Source organism: Pseudomonas sp. PONIH3 (genome assembly GCF_002934345.1).
Taxonomy (GTDB): Bacteria; Pseudomonadota; Gammaproteobacteria; order Pseudomonadales; family Pseudomonadaceae; genus Aquipseudomonas; species Aquipseudomonas soli.
This window is the reverse complement of record NZ_CP026386.1, coordinates 1,386,687-1,400,132: the sequence shown is the minus strand read 5'-3', so window position 1 is coordinate 1,400,132 and position 13,446 is coordinate 1,386,687. Positions and strand designations below refer to the sequence as shown.

Here is a 13,446-nt window from a genome sequence, read left to right as displayed (position 1 = left end):
TCATCGCCTGAAGCGACCCAGCCTGCACGGCTCCAAATCAGGCGATGGCGTGCCACGGGTGATTTCCATGCCCACCAGGCGGCCTACGGTAGCGGCCAGCGTGACACCGGGATGCATGACACAAACGTAAACGCCGCTGATACCCGGCAGAAAACCAACCAGCGGCGCGCCATCCTTGGGGATCGGCCGGAAACCCACGCACGCCTGTTCCACGTCGAGGGACACAACGCCGTGCAACTCTGCTCTGATGGCCTCGGCGGTTCTCAGTGCGATGACGTTAGGTTGGTGATCTGCCGCATCGTCCAGATAGTCCTCTGCCGCCAGCAGGCTGCCGTCATCAGCATGCCGCACCTCCATGGCTGCATTGGAAATGATCCCTCGGACAAGTTGGGGCGGCGAGTGGTAGCGGATATAGATGGCAGGAGAGGCGTCGAGTGCAAGTGAGTAGCCCAACACGTCCGTCAATAGCGTGGTACCCGTTCCCGCCGCAAGCACCACCAGGTCCGCGTCGATTACCCCGTGGGTGGTTTTCACACCTGAGACTTTATCTGCGCTACCCGTGAACCCTTCCACCTGTGTCTGCTCCAGCAACCTGGCGCCTCGGGCTTGAGCGCCTTTGATCAAGGCCCAGGTGGCCGCTACTGCGTTCAGCGCGCCTTCCTCTGGAGCATGGTTGGCCTGGGCAGGAGGGTGTTTCAGATTAGGTTCCAGGGTGAGGATCTGAGCCCCCGAGACCGTTGATATCCCAGGGGCAGGCGTTACTTCCGGGAGGCCATAGGTCAGCGAACCGGTCCATTGAATGTGTAAGTCTGGCAGTTGCGCTTCGAGGCGACGATAGTCCGATACGGCTGCGGCCCGCAGTGCGGCGGCAGGATCTGCGTCACTGTAGGTGGTATTGATCCATGCAAAGGAAGTGGAAGTCACGCCAGACGCTACATGGCCAGCCTCCACGATGGTCACCTGCGCGCCTTGGCAGGAAAGGTGGTAGGCAACGGAGGCCCCCACGATACCTGCCCCCACCACTACCACATTCATTCCCGGGATATTGTTCATCGTGCTCCGTCACCGCCTTGGGACTATGTTTCACTGGCCGTACCTGGCAATCCTGGGTCCACAGGGGCAAACGGCGATAGTAAATGGAAAGCGTGAGTACCAGCGAGCCTATGTTCGACCAATACCTGAAGCAGTGGGGGCTGACCATTGATGGGGAGGCTTTCGTTTCACCTAATGGCAATCTATTGCCCGTTCGCCGGGGCGATACACCGGCGATACTTAAAATCTCGCAGGCGCCAGAGGAGCAGGCCGGCAGCCAGCTGATGGCCTGGTGGGCAGGCGACGGTGCAGCCCCTGTGCTGGCTCACGCGGGCGAGGCGTTGCTGATGAAGCGGGCGCAAGGTGCGGCGTCACTTGCAAGGATGGTCGCAGATGGCAGGGATGACGAGGCCACGCGCATTCTATGTGCCGTGGCGGCCCGCCTGCATGCGCCACGGTCTACGCCGAGGCCTGCGCTGGTGCCGCTGGAGCAATGGTTCGACGCATTGTGGAGCGCGGCGGCGACGCACGGTGGGGTGCTGGAGCACAGCGCAAAGGCAGCGAGGGCGCTTTTCGCAGCTCCCCAGGACCCTGCGGTGCTGCATGGCGACATCCATCACGGCAATGTGCTGGATTTCGGGCCGGCCGGTTGGCTCGCCATCGATCCCAAGGGGTTGTACGGCGAGCGGGGCTTCGATTTTGCCAACATCCTCTGCAATCCGGACGAAGCCAGTGCGCAGGCACCGGGGCGCCTCTCACGGCGTATAGCGATCATTTCGCAGGCAGCCGGTATCGAGCGTCACAGGCTGTTGCAGTGGGTGCTGGCGTGGGCAGGGTTGTCGGCGACCTGGATGATCGAGGACGGCGCTGAGCCTGAGGGCAGGTTGGCGTTGGCGAGGCTCGCGGCTTCGGCGCTCGATGGCAGCGCTCGGGGTTCTGACTGAGGCATTGCATGTTAGCCGGCGATCACGGGTGACGCCGGGATTGCGCTGATGGTCAGTTCGCGCATGCAGCACTTCAAGCCCCAGGTGTTGTCCGCGTGCATACTGGCCCCACATGTGCACACATGCGTATTTCACGCCGTTAGGCTCTGTACGAAAAGCCTTGATACTTGTACATGCTGCGTTGAGTACAGTCTGGGAATGCTCATGTACTCCAGTTCATTCTGCTTACTCCCCCCGTTTCGCTTTGTCTGACTTTCACGCAGACACATTTCCTACAGGCCCTGGCGCAATGCGAGTAAGTTACAGAGCGCCTTGGTGGGTTCAGGGGGGTTATCGAGCATCTGTTCGGCTGTTTCAGCGTCGAGAACCGTCATGCCTGTGGTATCAACACTAGTGACTTCGGCATGCGCAACGGAACGGATAGCCAGGGCGGCTACAAGCTTTTTCTGTTCTGACAGGTCTCGTTCAAAATCGGAGAGATGCGGCGCTCTTGCGGGGCGATTCCTGCCGTGAATCTTGACGTTAACCCAAGTACCGCCAGATAGGGTCTTCGTTGCGAGATCTTCAACGAGATCGTCAGCCGTGATGCGCAACGCTTCCATTCTCCCGCCTTTCAGCAGGAGTTGCTTTTTTCTGGTCGCGGCACGACGGGCAAGCCCTGCTTTCGATCTGTTCGACACAATGACGTCCTCCGTATTGCCCGATCCTTGACCTGTACGGACCGCTAGCAGGCATGAGGCCAGCCGTGTCCAAGGAATGGAAAGGATATCCGAAGGCCAGGCGAGATCTTTGTACGAAAGTGCCTGCACGACGGTCATGCGGCGGTGAAAACAAGTTCGGAGTTTTCATGTGCAATCAGCAAGGCCAGGTGCGACTCCTACCGTTTCTCGCCTGTTTTCGCCTTGCCTGATCAAACGATCCGCTTATGGATGAGATGTGTCAGTCGATTGGGAAGTTTGGCAATAGCTCATTGGGGCTATGGGGCTGTCCAGGTGCCGGTTGCTATGCTGTTGCCGATTTGGGCATAGGGAACGGCCGCGTCGAATGGCGCTGCCACGACACGGAGGTGCACATGCAGATCACATTGCCGCTGAGTGTCAGCGACTGGGAGTACAAGAGCGCCAGCGGGGGTGGGTTGACGGTGATGTTTGCCGCCGCCAGCGGTGGCTTGCTGACCTTGACCGATCCGAACAAGGCCGAACAGCAGTTTCGCTACGGTTCGCTCGGAGTCGGCGTTGGCGCAGGCGCGCGTTTGCCGCGGGTAGGCAAGATCAACCTGCTGGTGCGTGGCAAAAGCGTCGGCGCGGTGGGCACCAGCGCAGACCTCCCGGCGATCGGTAAGGTACTGGTGGCTGAATCGGTCGCGGCCCGTGGCCTGGTGCGCGACGACTTCAAGGGCGGGTGCGTGTTCCTCGAAGGCGGGGTGGGCCTGGTTGGCGGTGGCAGCGGCTCGGGCGTGCTGTTCGGCCTGGATCCCAAGCTGTTGGTCCTGGGTACCGCTGCGATAGGGGCGGGTGGCGCGTTTTTGCCGCAGGAAACCTTGCCGCGCCTGCTGCGCTCGGCGAAGGGCGTGATCCTCTCCGCCGGGTTCAACATCGGCGTGCAGGCGGGCGGTGGCCTGACGTTGACCATGGGCGGGCTGTACTGATGGCCAGGGCGTGCTCGCGACAGCGTCAGGCGCCCACAGCTCCCGGCGCCGCGAGGTTGCAATACTGCCCCTTGAAATACAGCAAAGGCTGCGAGGACGTGGTTTGCTGCAGGTTCAACGCCTTCACTTCACCGATGACGATCAGGTGATCGCCCGCGGCGTGTTCAGCGTGAATCTCGCAATCGATCCAGTGCAGGCTGCCGGCAATGATCGGGTTGCCCAACGGTGACGGTTGCCATTGCACCTTGTGCCACTTGTCCGTACCGCGCCGCGCGAACTGGTTGGAAATCTCGACCTGCTCACCCGCCAGGATGTTGACCGCGAAGCGACCGGCCTGGCGAATCCTGGGGTAGCTGGCCGAACTGGACATCACGCTGAATGACACCAGTGGCGGGTTCATCGACACGCTGTAGAACGACTGGCAAGTAAAGCCGATCGGCTCGTCATCGGTGTGCGATGTAATGACCGTGATACCGGAGGCGTAGTGCCCGAGCGCTTCGCGAAAGCTCGATGGCTCGATAGGGAGTGACATAGTAGATCCTGGGTATGGGTACCGCTCGAAGGGGTGGGAAGGCCCGCATCTGTCCGGGCCCCCACCTGTTACCTCCGACCTGGGCTCAGCGCTTGTTTGCCAGCTCTCTGCGAACAATCTCCGCGCCCGCGCTCAACGCATTGAGCTTGCCTCTTGCCACCTGGCGCGGCAGGGGCGCCATCCCGCAGTTGGTGCAAGGGTAGAGCTTGTCGGCGTCGACGAACTGCAGGGCCTTGCGCAGGGTATTGGCAACTTCCTCGGGGGTTTCAATGGCATGGTTGGCGACATCGATGGCGCCAACCATCACTTTCTTGCCACGGATAAGCTCGATCAGGTCCATCGGCACGTGGGAGTTGTGGCACTCCAGCGAGACGATGTCGATGCTGGATTTCTGCAGCTTGGGGAAGGCTTCTTCGTATTGCCGCCATTCCGAGCCCAGGGTCTTTTTCCAGTCGGTGTTGGCCTTGATGCCGTAGCCGTAGCAGATGTGCACGGCGGTTTCGCACTTGAGCCCTTCGATGGCGCGCTCCAGGGTAGCCACACCCCAGTCATTGACCTCGTCGAAGAACACGTTGAAGGCGGGTTCGTCGAACTGGATGATGTCGACACCCGCCGCTTCGAGTTCGCGGGCCTCCTGGTTGAGGATCTTGGCGAATTCCCAGGCCAGTTTTTCGCGGCTCTTGTAGTGGGCGTCATACAGTGTGTCGATCATCGTCATGGGGCCGGGCAGCGCCCACTTGATGGGTTGTGAGGTTTGCTGACGCAAGAACCTGGCGTCATCGACGAACACAGGCTGGCGGCGAGCAACAGCGCCTACGACCGTCGGCACGCTCGCATCGTAGCGATCACGGATTCTGACCGTCTCGCGCTGCTCGAAATCGACACCGTCGAGGTGTTCGATGAAGGTCGTGACGAAATGCTGACGTGTCTGTTCGCCATCGCTGACGATATCGATACCGGCGTGCTGTTGTTCTTGCAAGGACAAGCGCAGCGCGTCTTGCTTGCCCTCGACCAGTTCATCACCCTCCAGCTTCCATGGCGACCAGAGCTTCTCAGGTTCGGCGAGCCAGGCGGGTTTGGGCAGGCTGCCGGCAGTGGAGGTGGATAACAGCTTTTTCATACTGGAAAACCTTGTGTCTGGTTGAGTCAAAGCGCGCAACGGGCGGACCACTGCTCGAGAATGGCCTGGTAGGGCTTGATGAAGTGTTCGTGCGCGAACTTGCCCTGTTCGACAGCCAGGCGGCTGCGCTCTTCGCGGTCGTAAACGATGCGCGTCAACGAGTAGTCCTGGTGCTGCAAGCTGGGTTGGTAGGTTTTGCCGGCGGCGGAGTTCGCGTTGTAGATTTCAGGCCGGTAGATTTTCTGGAAGGTGTCCATCGTGCTGATGGTGCTGATCAGTTCCAGGTTGGTGTAGTCGCCCAGCAGATCGCCGGCAAAATAGAACGCCAGCGGCGCGGCACTGTTGGGCGGCATGAAGTAGCGCACCTTCAAGCCCATCTTCTTGAAGTACTCATCGGTCAGCGAGTATTCGGCCTGCAGGTATTCCACGCCCAGGACCGGGTGCTGGTTTTCCGTGCGGTGATACACCTTGCTGCTCGAGACGCTCAGGCAGATGACGGGCAGCTTGCGGAAATGCGCTTTGTAGACGGGTGAATTCACGAAGCACTTGAACAGCTTTCCGTGCAGGTCGCCAAAGTCCTCGGGGGTGCTGAAGGTGTGCCGATCCTTGTTGTGCCCCTGCAACAGCACGCTGAAATCGTAATCGCGCACGTATGACGAAAAATTATTGCCGACCATGCCGTCGATACGTTCGTTGGTTTCCCGGTCAACTACCGTCGTTTTCAATATTTCGATCAACGGCAGTGCGGGGGCGGCGCCCGAGAGGCCGATATCCATTTCCACTGAAATGATGTCGAGTTCGACCCTGTAGCGATCGCCTTTGGGGTTATCCCAGTGCGCCAGGGCATTGAAGCGGTTGTCGATCATCCTCAAGGTATTGCGCAGGTTTTCCTGGCGGCTCTTGCCCCTGGCCAGGTTGGCGAAGTTGGTGGTGGTGCGGGTCTTGTCCGAAGGCTGGTAGTGTTCATCGAAACAGATCCGTTTGAGGGTGAATGCAAACTCGTTATTCATGGTGGTGGTGAGCCCTGATGTCTTAAGCGAGGCAAGGAAGGCCAGGGTTGAGATTCATGGGTGCCGCGCCCATGCCTGCCTTTGTCGCTTGCGCAAATTCGATGAAGGATTGTCAAAGATCAGCTCTTCATGAGACAAACTCATTTTTTTTGCATACAAGTGTAGTTTTTCTCATGATCGATCTGAGGCACCTGCGCACCATCCATGCCTTGCGCGAAACCGACAGCCTGTACGAGGCCGCCGAACGGCTGCACCTGACCCAATCGGCGTTGTCGCACCAGTTCCGCGAGCTGGAAGACCGTATTGGCATGCCGCTGTTCGTGCGCAAGTCCAGGCCGGTACGTTTTACCAGCGCTGGTCTCAAGCTGCTGGAGCTGGCCGAGCAGGTACTGCCGCAGATCCGTGCCACCGAGCGGGACCTGGGCAAACTGGCGGGTGGTACGGCCGGGCGTCTGCACATCGCCATCGAGTGCCACAGCTGCTATCAGTGGCTGATGCCGACGGTGGACGAATTTCGCGGTGCCTGGCCGGAGGTCGAGCTGGACCTGGCGTCGGGGTTTTCATTCGCGCCACTGCCGGCGTTGGAGCGGGGCGATCTGGACCTGGTGGTGACGTCCGACCCGATGAAACTGCCGGGGATCAGCTATGTGCCACTGTTCGGCTATGAGGCATTGCTGGCCATCGATAATCATCACGCCTTGTGCGTGAAGCCGTATCTGGAGCCCGCCGATCTTGCCGGCCAGACGCTGATCACCTACCCGATCGAGCGCAACAGGCTGGACATCTTCACCCGCTTCCTTGACCCGGCCGATATCGAGCCGGCGCAAGTGCGCACCTCGGAGCTGACGATCATGATGATGCAACTGGTGGCCAGCGGCCGCGGTGTGTGCTGCCTGCCGAACTGGGCCGTGCATGAATACAGCTCGCGCGGTTACGTGACCACCAAGCGACTGGGGCAGAAGGGGCTGCAGGCAAAACTGTATGCGGCGGTCCGCAGCGACATGCTCGAAGTGCCTTATGTAAGCGACTTCCTGCTCACGGCAAAGGATATGTCCTTCGCGACGCTGGAAGGCGTCAATGCTGTTTCCGGGATCGCCGTTTGACAGCCAGCCCCAGCTAGCGCAGCGCATTGCCTGGCAATCGAGGCGCACGGATCAGCGGGTCATCATCGAGTCGGCAAGGATCGCGCGAAACACGCTGTATATCCCCGAAAGCGCTGGTTACACATCCAGGCCACACAGTGGCGCGCCCGCGGCCATAGTTCATGCCCAGGTTTCATCGGTGCACGACAGCGCCGTTGGTCGGCTGAGTCGAAGCGCAAGCTGGATTCAGTCAGAAAAATGTACGATGATTTTCGTAATGCCAGGGAGGGGTCATGCCAAAAGGCTTCAAGGCAGCCAAGAGCGCGGTCATTGCCGCGCTCGAATCCGGGAAGTACCTGCATGCAGCGCGGGGCGATATCGAGGTAAAGAACCTGTTGGCCCTTGGCGCGCTCAGTGCGGGCGATGTCATCGAGGTCATCCGTGCTTGCAATGGCACTCACTACAGCTGCAGCCCACACCATGCCGTGCCAGCCATCGAAGTCCATGTGCTCAGGCGCTCCGGCTGGTACATCAAGTTCTATTTCATCGAGCCGCAGACGTGGTTCATCAGTGTTCACCAATGAGTAACCCAAGCATGAATATCCTGTTCGAGGGCGACACCGGCCAGGCCCTGTGCGAGCGTTGCCAGGCGTTGGTCGCCATGCATTACACCCGGCGCGACGTGCCTTTCAGTGACGGCCTGGGCGTGGCGCGGGACATCCTGGTGGGCGTGTGCGACGGCTGCGATACGGTGGTGGCCATCCCGCCGCAGTCCACCCCGGCAATCCGCGAGGCGCGCAAGCAGCAGCTCAAGTCCATCGAGGCGCGGCTGCCGGCGGTGTATCTCGATGTGCTCGACGCGGCGATGCAAGCGGTCAGCAGCGAGGCAGGGGCACACCTGCGCAAGCTGTTCCTCGCCCATTATTTCCATTGGCTGGTGCAGGCCCGCCAGGGGGCGGGTCTGCAGCCCGGCCACGAGGCCTTCGTCCAGGCACTCGACGCGCAGCGGCGTCAGCGGGGGTTGCCGGCGTCCGGAGCCACGCGGCGGCTGTCGATGAAGGTCAACGCGCACATGGCCGAGGATTTCCTGACGCTGCTGGGGCAAACCCGGATGAGTCAGACCGAGCTGCTCAAGGCGGTGATCGCAAGGATCCAGATGGATGTGCTCGAGGCGCGTGATCCGCAGGTGATCGAGACGCTGCAGCGGCTGACGCGTGTGGCGGGGTAGGTCGGGGCGGGCGCACCGCGCGGGCATCGCTCCTCACATGTGAGACTTGCGCAGCCCATGATCCAGGCGTAACGTACATCACATGTGAGACAAGGACACCCCCTTCGATGGCAGGCAAGAAAAGCTCCACCGACTACATGCGTGACATGCGCGCCCGGCTCAAGGCCGCAGGCCTGGTCAAGCGTGAGCTGTGGATCCTGCCCGAGCACGCCGCCGCCCTGCGCGGTATCGAGAAGGCTTTACGTCAGCCCCACGCGGGCAAACAGGTCAGAACGGAGGATTTCATGACCGAGCACACCCACTGGACGATCGAAACGCTGCACGGCGCCCTGCAAGGCCTGGACGAGGTGCGCGGCGGGTCGATCGGCCTGTCCCTGCAACAGGGCGCCGAGCCCAGCCTCAAGCTGGTGATGAACGAACTGGACGGCCTGCCGCTGTACATCGCCGTGGCCGGTGAGCAGATCCTGGTCGACACGCTGCTGGTGCAAGCCTGCCAGGTGAAAGACCGCGCTGCATTCAACGATGCGGTGCTGCGCACCCGCGATGTGTTCCCGCTGTCGTCCATCGGCCTGCACACGCTGCCCTCGGGCGAGTCGGTATACACCATGTTCGGCGCCCTGAGCGCGGCTTCGTCGCTGGACAACATCGTCCAGGAGATCCACACCCTGGCCGACAACGTCATCACCGCCGCCGAAGATTTCGAAGACTACTTCACCCACTGATTCCGGAGATTGCACCATGAGTTTGTTGAGAAAGATCGTCACCGCCCTGCGTGGCGGCGCTTCGGAAGTCGGTGAGGCGATCGTCGACTCCCAGGCCCTGCGCATTCTCGACCAGGAGATCCGCGACGCGGACAACAACCTGATCGATGCGCGCAACCAGCTGGTCAAGATCATGGCCAAGCACAAGACCGCGCAGCAGCGCATCACCGAGTTCGACAAGACCATCGGCGACTGGGAACAAAAGGCCATTGCCGCGCTGGACAAGGGCGAGGAGGGCCTGGCCCACGAATGCGCGGCGCGCATCGCCGACCTGACCAACCAGCGTGACAGCGAGCAGGCGCTGGCGGACCAGTTCGGTGCGTCGGTGACGACCCTGACCGCCACCGTGAGCAAGACCGAGGCGCAGATCAAGGGCCTCAAGCAGCAGGTAGACCTGGTCAAGGCCCGCGAGAGCGTGCAGCGTGCCCAGGTCAGTGCGGCCTCGGCCACCGGCGGCGCCAATGGCAGCCTGGAAACGGCGGTCGGCTCGCTGGACCGCATCAAGAAGCGCCAGACCGAGCGTGCCGCCGAGCTGGAAGCGGCGGCGGAGCTGGCGGCCAAGGCCGATGGCAGCGATCTGGAAGCACGCCTGAAGTCGGCCGGGATCGGCGCCAGCAACAGTGGTGCCGACGATGTGCTGGCACGCTTGAAGGCCAAGGCGGCCAAGCCGGCGGAGTGATTCGTTGAGCGGGCCGGCCTATCGTGGGTCCGTGGGAGCGGGCTTGCCCCGCGATGGAGCTGGCCCGGCTGGCGCAAAACCCTGCTGCAGACCCGTTGGCGGGGCACACGAAAAGCAGTATCGTGTCGCCCCCGCCAAAGGACTGCCGCGACCCAAGGGATTTTCAATGTCGCCTTCTTCCAACAGGCCCAGCCTGTTCGCTACAGCTCCAGTACTGGCTCCTGTTCCGTCACCCTCTCACCCAGGAGATGCCCCGTGGGTTGGTTGAAACGCTTCATGGGCTTCGAAGCCCCCAAACCTGCCGCCGGCAGCCAGGCCCAAGGCAACCTGCCATTCGGCCTGGGCAGCGGGCGCATGCTCAAGCTCGATCGCTCGCTCAAGCTGCTGCTCGACGGGCATTCCGAGCTGGAGGTCCCCGAGCAGGAAGTGGTCTGGGCGGTCGGTGAAGTCGACCTCGGCCAGTCGGTGCGCCTGGCGCGCTTCTATATGGAAGACGAGGACTACTGGCTGCAGGTGGTGATGAATGGCGCGTCGGCTGACGATGTCCGTGACATCATCCTGTTCGGCTACTACAGCGTGGTGCCGGTCACCAGCGACGCGGAGCTCAAGCGCCTGGTCGGCCCCGAGTCGAACATCGGCCTGCCGTACTACGAGCACGAAGGCTACGAGTTCGTTCGCCAGTGGGGCAGCGAAGAGGGGCAGACCGAGCTCACGCCGATCAGCGAGTGGGTCACCAGCCCCGAGACCAGCTACCGCATCCAGCACCTGTCGATGCTGTATGCCCGCGAAACCGGCCTGACCGATCGCCGCGAATTCCTCCTGCTGTCGGTGGAGGAAGACGAGGACGGCAATGTCAGCCTGACCACTTCGGTGGGTGTCACCCTGCAATCAACGGACTTCAACGTCATCTGACAAGGATTCACCATGCTCGACGCACTTCGCATGTCGCTCAACGCCCAGGCAGTGATCGGCTTCATTCTCTACATCAGCGTGGCGCTGGTGCTGTTCTGGCTGTTCCAGTTCATCTACACGCACCTCACCCCGCACCGCGAATTCGCCCTGATCCGCGACAACAACAGCGCCGCGGCCATCGCCCTGGGTGGTGCGCTGATCGGCTTCTCGCTGCCGGCCAGCAACATCATCGCCTACAGCGTCAGCCTGCTCGACTTCGTGGTCTGGGTGGTGATCGCCGCCGTGGTGCAACTGCTGGCCTTCGGTATCACCAGCCTGGTGCTCAAGGGCCTGGCCAGCCGCATCGCCAAGGGCGAGATGGCCGCCGCGATCTACGCCGCCGCCGTGGCGATCAGCGTGGGCTTCCTCAATTCGGCCTGCATGACCCCGTCGGTCTGAGCCGTTTGCGCGCAAGGAGCCATACATGAGACGCAGTTCCGTCAAGCTGGTGCTGGCCAGTTCCCTGCCACTGGCGCTCACCGCGTGCAGCGCGCCGGAGGAGACCTACACGGTCAGCAAGCGCAGCAATTACTCCACCGTCCAGGCCTGTGTCGATGACAAGATACCGGTGGACGTGTGTTCCGATGCCTACATGCAGGCATTGGCCGACCACCGCCGCATCGCCCCGACCTATGGCGACAAGGCCGCCTGCGAGGCCGACTTCGTGCCGGACTACTGCCAGGTCACCAGCGACAACCGCTACATGCCACGCCTCGGCGGTTTCGAGCTGGCGGTATCGGGCGAGGTCAGCCAGTCACAGGTCGATGCGGCCCGCGCCCAGGTCGAGAACAGCGGCCAGGCCAGCAGCGGCGGCAGCAATTTCAACGGCCTGCTGACCGGCCTGCTGCTTGGCCAGGTGCTCAGCGGCGGCAATCGCCAGTACTACTCGCAGCCGGTCTACCAATACCGAGACAGCAGCGGTGGCTACCGCAACACCACGCTCGGCCAGCAGATCGATCAGGGTAAGCGTTTCGAGCGCTCCGACCAGGCCCAGCAGAGCGGTGGCAGCTACTCCAGCTATTACTCTGGCAGCTCCAGCGGCCGCAGCTACAAGGCCAGCACTTCGACCCGCTCCAGCGTGTCCTCGTCGATCTCCCGTGGCGGCTTCGGCAGCCAGGCCACTGCGCGCAGCGGCTGGGGCGGCAAGAGCAGCGGCGGCTTCAGTTTCGGCGGTTGAGCATGCGCAAGATCCACTGCGACGAACGCCCAGACTGGCGCGCCACCGCCGAGCGAGAGGGCTTCGCCTTCCACACCATCGATGGCGAACGCTACTGGGATGAGCGCGGTTACTACCAGTTCAGTGAGGCCCAGGTCAGCCGTGACCTGGAGGCGCCCACCCAAGAGCTGCACGCGATGTGCCTGGACGCGGTGGCGCGCATCGTCGACAGCGAAGCGCTGATGACCCGCCTGGCGATTGCGCCGGCGTTCTTCGACCTGGTGCGTCGTTCGTGGAAGGAGGGGCATGCGCACCTCTACGGGCGTTTCGACTTCAGCTACGACGGTACGGGCCCGGCCAAGCTGATCGAGGCCAACTACGACACGCCGACCTCCCTGTACGAAGCAGCGGCGTTCCAGCTGATCTGGCTTGAGCAGCAGATCGAACGCGGCGTGCTGCCGGCCCATGCCAGCCAGTTCAACACCCTGGCTGAAGACCTGGTGCGGGCTTTTGCCGCCTTCGAGCGTGAAAGCCCGTTCTACTTCTCGGCCATCGGCGGGTCCATCGAGGACCGTGGCACCACGGATTTCCTGCGCAAGATGGCCGGGCACGTGGGTATCAGTACCCGGCATATCGACATCGAGGATATCGGCCTGGATGGTGACGGGCGCTTCGTCGATCTCGAGGGGCGGCCGATCCCGCGGTTGTTCAAGCTGCACGCGTGGGAGCACATCTTCCACGAGGAGTTCGGCCGGGCGATCGCCGGTTGCAATACTCAGTTCGTCGAGCCGGCGTGGAAGTCGCTTATCTCCAACAAGGGCATCCTGCCGTTGTTGTGGGAATGGCATGAGGGCCACCCGAACCTGTTGCCGGCCTTCCTCGACGAAGACCCACGGCGGCCGGTGCCCAAGGGCTGGGTGCGCAAGCCGTATTTCTCCCGCGAGGGGGCCAATGTGGACATTCGCACGACCGATGACCAGCGGGTGTTCGAGGACGGGCCCTACGATGATGCGCCGTATATCCTGCAAGGTTTCGCGCCTTTGCCAAAATTCGGTGACAGCTACACCCTGATCGGCTCGTGGGTGGTCGGTGATCTGGCCTCGGGGATCGGCATTCGTGAAGACGACACCCTGATCACCAAGGACAGCTCGCGGTTCGTGCCGCATGTGGTCGTGGACTGACTGTCAGGGCCGCCTATGCGGGGGCCGCTCCGCGCCCCTCCAATGGTCGGTTTCAGGACGCGCCGGGTCGCCCGCGCACAACCTCTTCGCGCAATAGCTGCCATGCTCTGAGGATGCCCGTG

At 62.1% G+C, this 13,446-nt stretch carries 16 protein-coding genes; 11 read left to right on the top strand and 5 right to left on the bottom strand.

What is annotated here, in order from left to right:
* Nucleotides 1-1,053, bottom strand: coding sequence for an FAD-binding oxidoreductase (locus C3F42_RS06330; protein WP_104444198.1), 1,053 nt, complete (start codon nucleotides 1,051-1,053; stop codon nucleotides 1-3).
* 110 nt (nucleotides 1,054-1,163) lie between these two features.
* On the opposite strand from C3F42_RS06330, the gene C3F42_RS06325 reads away from it, so the two are divergent.
* Nucleotides 1,164-1,976, top strand: a complete 813-nt coding sequence (locus C3F42_RS06325; RefSeq protein ID WP_104445287.1) for an aminoglycoside phosphotransferase family protein — start codon at nucleotides 1,164-1,166, stop codon at nucleotides 1,974-1,976.
* A gap of 272 nt (nucleotides 1,977-2,248) precedes the next feature.
* Here C3F42_RS06325 and C3F42_RS29305 read toward each other — a convergent pair whose 3' ends face one another.
* Nucleotides 2,249-2,794: a hypothetical protein gene (locus C3F42_RS29305; RefSeq protein WP_158659539.1), complete on the bottom strand. Its 546-nt coding sequence runs from the start codon at nucleotides 2,792-2,794 to the stop codon at nucleotides 2,249-2,251.
* A 254-nt stretch (nucleotides 2,795-3,048) separates the two neighbouring features.
* On the opposite strand from C3F42_RS29305, the gene C3F42_RS06315 reads away from it, so the two are divergent.
* Nucleotides 3,049-3,624, top strand: a complete 576-nt coding sequence (locus C3F42_RS06315) for a hypothetical protein (RefSeq protein ID WP_104444196.1) — start codon at nucleotides 3,049-3,051, stop codon at nucleotides 3,622-3,624.
* A 25-nt stretch (nucleotides 3,625-3,649) separates the two neighbouring features.
* Here the strand turns inward: C3F42_RS06315 and C3F42_RS06310 are convergent, their stop codons facing one another.
* From C3F42_RS06310 to C3F42_RS06300, 3 genes are all read right to left on the bottom strand, one after another.
* Nucleotides 3,650-4,156 (bottom strand): flavin reductase family protein, encoded by a 507-nt coding sequence (locus C3F42_RS06310; RefSeq protein WP_023630563.1) that lies wholly within the window; start codon nucleotides 4,154-4,156, stop codon nucleotides 3,650-3,652.
* Between the two features lie 85 nt (nucleotides 4,157-4,241).
* Nucleotides 4,242-5,276 carry a methionine synthase gene (locus tag C3F42_RS06305; protein WP_104444195.1) on the bottom strand — a complete coding sequence of 345 codons (1,035 nt, stop codon included), beginning with the start codon at nucleotides 5,274-5,276 and terminating at the stop codon, nucleotides 4,242-4,244.
* Between the two features lie 26 nt (nucleotides 5,277-5,302).
* Nucleotides 5,303-6,286: a DUF1852 domain-containing protein gene (locus C3F42_RS06300; protein ID WP_104444194.1), complete on the bottom strand. Its 984-nt coding sequence runs from the start codon at nucleotides 6,284-6,286 to the stop codon at nucleotides 5,303-5,305.
* Nucleotides 6,287-6,459: 173 nt separating this feature from the next.
* Between C3F42_RS06300 and C3F42_RS06295 the strand changes: the two genes are divergently transcribed.
* The 9 genes from C3F42_RS06295 (at nucleotide 6,460) to C3F42_RS06255 (ending at nucleotide 13,324) form a co-directional block, all read left to right on the top strand.
* Nucleotides 6,460-7,389: a LysR family transcriptional regulator gene (locus tag C3F42_RS06295; protein ID WP_104444193.1), complete on the top strand. Its 930-nt coding sequence runs from the start codon at nucleotides 6,460-6,462 to the stop codon at nucleotides 7,387-7,389.
* Between the two features lie 272 nt (nucleotides 7,390-7,661).
* Nucleotides 7,662-7,952: a hypothetical protein gene (locus C3F42_RS06290; protein ID WP_104444192.1), complete on the top strand. Its 291-nt coding sequence runs from the start codon at nucleotides 7,662-7,664 to the stop codon at nucleotides 7,950-7,952.
* 11 nt (nucleotides 7,953-7,963) lie between these two features.
* Nucleotides 7,964-8,596 (top strand): hypothetical protein, encoded by a 633-nt coding sequence (locus tag C3F42_RS06285; RefSeq protein WP_104444191.1) that lies wholly within the window; start codon nucleotides 7,964-7,966, stop codon nucleotides 8,594-8,596.
* Nucleotides 8,597-8,703: 107 nt separating this feature from the next.
* A complete protein-coding gene (locus C3F42_RS06280; protein WP_023631917.1) occupies nucleotides 8,704-9,318 on the top strand; it encodes a YjfI family protein in 615 nt (204 codons plus the stop codon).
* Nucleotides 9,319-9,334: 16 nt separating this feature from the next.
* Nucleotides 9,335-10,036 carry a PspA/IM30 family protein gene (locus tag C3F42_RS06275; protein ID WP_038705765.1) on the top strand — a complete coding sequence of 234 codons (702 nt, stop codon included), beginning with the start codon at nucleotides 9,335-9,337 and terminating at the stop codon, nucleotides 10,034-10,036.
* A gap of 255 nt (nucleotides 10,037-10,291) precedes the next feature.
* Nucleotides 10,292-10,948 carry a DUF2491 family protein gene (locus C3F42_RS06270; RefSeq protein WP_046856318.1) on the top strand — a complete coding sequence of 219 codons (657 nt, stop codon included), beginning with the start codon at nucleotides 10,292-10,294 and terminating at the stop codon, nucleotides 10,946-10,948.
* 12 nt (nucleotides 10,949-10,960) lie between these two features.
* Nucleotides 10,961-11,386 carry a DUF350 domain-containing protein gene (locus tag C3F42_RS06265; protein ID WP_023631082.1) on the top strand — a complete coding sequence of 142 codons (426 nt, stop codon included), beginning with the start codon at nucleotides 10,961-10,963 and terminating at the stop codon, nucleotides 11,384-11,386.
* 25 nt (nucleotides 11,387-11,411) lie between these two features.
* Nucleotides 11,412-12,164: a DUF1190 domain-containing protein gene (locus tag C3F42_RS06260; RefSeq protein WP_023631081.1), complete on the top strand. Its 753-nt coding sequence runs from the start codon at nucleotides 11,412-11,414 to the stop codon at nucleotides 12,162-12,164.
* A gap of 2 nt (nucleotides 12,165-12,166) precedes the next feature.
* A complete protein-coding gene (locus tag C3F42_RS06255; protein WP_023631080.1) occupies nucleotides 12,167-13,324 on the top strand; it encodes a glutathionylspermidine synthase family protein in 1,158 nt (385 codons plus the stop codon).
* Nucleotides 13,325-13,446 lie beyond the last annotated feature (122 nt).

What these genes read in the sequence shown, in the direction of transcription:
- C3F42_RS06285 (WP_104444191.1), top strand. Translation starts at nt 7,964, where the DNA reads ATGAATATCCTGTTCGAGGGCGACACCGGCCAGGCCCTGTGCGAGCGT.
- C3F42_RS06290 (WP_104444192.1), top strand. Translation starts at nt 7,662, where the DNA reads ATGCCAAAAGGCTTCAAGGCAGCCAAGAGCGCGGTCATTGCCGCGCTC.
- C3F42_RS06280 (WP_023631917.1), top strand. Translation starts at nt 8,704, where the DNA reads ATGGCAGGCAAGAAAAGCTCCACCGACTACATGCGTGACATGCGCGCC.
- C3F42_RS06275 (WP_038705765.1), top strand. Translation starts at nt 9,335, where the DNA reads ATGAGTTTGTTGAGAAAGATCGTCACCGCCCTGCGTGGCGGCGCTTCG.
- C3F42_RS06305 (WP_104444195.1), bottom strand. Translation starts at nt 5,276, where the DNA reads ATGAAAAAGCTGTTATCCACCTCCACTGCCGGCAGCCTGCCCAAACCC.
- C3F42_RS06265 (WP_023631082.1), top strand. Translation starts at nt 10,961, where the DNA reads ATGCTCGACGCACTTCGCATGTCGCTCAACGCCCAGGCAGTGATCGGC.
- C3F42_RS06315 (WP_104444196.1), top strand. Translation starts at nt 3,049, where the DNA reads ATGCAGATCACATTGCCGCTGAGTGTCAGCGACTGGGAGTACAAGAGC.
- C3F42_RS06295 (WP_104444193.1), top strand. Translation starts at nt 6,460, where the DNA reads ATGATCGATCTGAGGCACCTGCGCACCATCCATGCCTTGCGCGAAACC.
- C3F42_RS06330 (WP_104444198.1), bottom strand. Translation starts at nt 1,053, where the DNA reads ATGAACAATATCCCGGGAATGAATGTGGTAGTGGTGGGGGCAGGTATC.
- C3F42_RS06325 (WP_104445287.1), top strand. Translation starts at nt 1,164, where the DNA reads ATGTTCGACCAATACCTGAAGCAGTGGGGGCTGACCATTGATGGGGAG.
- C3F42_RS29305 (WP_158659539.1), bottom strand. Translation starts at nt 2,794, where the DNA reads ATGACCGTCGTGCAGGCACTTTCGTACAAAGATCTCGCCTGGCCTTCG.
- C3F42_RS06310 (WP_023630563.1), bottom strand. Translation starts at nt 4,156, where the DNA reads ATGTCACTCCCTATCGAGCCATCGAGCTTTCGCGAAGCGCTCGGGCAC.
- C3F42_RS06300 (WP_104444194.1), bottom strand. Translation starts at nt 6,286, where the DNA reads ATGAATAACGAGTTTGCATTCACCCTCAAACGGATCTGTTTCGATGAA.
- C3F42_RS06260 (WP_023631081.1), top strand. Translation starts at nt 11,412, where the DNA reads ATGAGACGCAGTTCCGTCAAGCTGGTGCTGGCCAGTTCCCTGCCACTG.
- C3F42_RS06255 (WP_023631080.1), top strand. Translation starts at nt 12,167, where the DNA reads ATGCGCAAGATCCACTGCGACGAACGCCCAGACTGGCGCGCCACCGCC.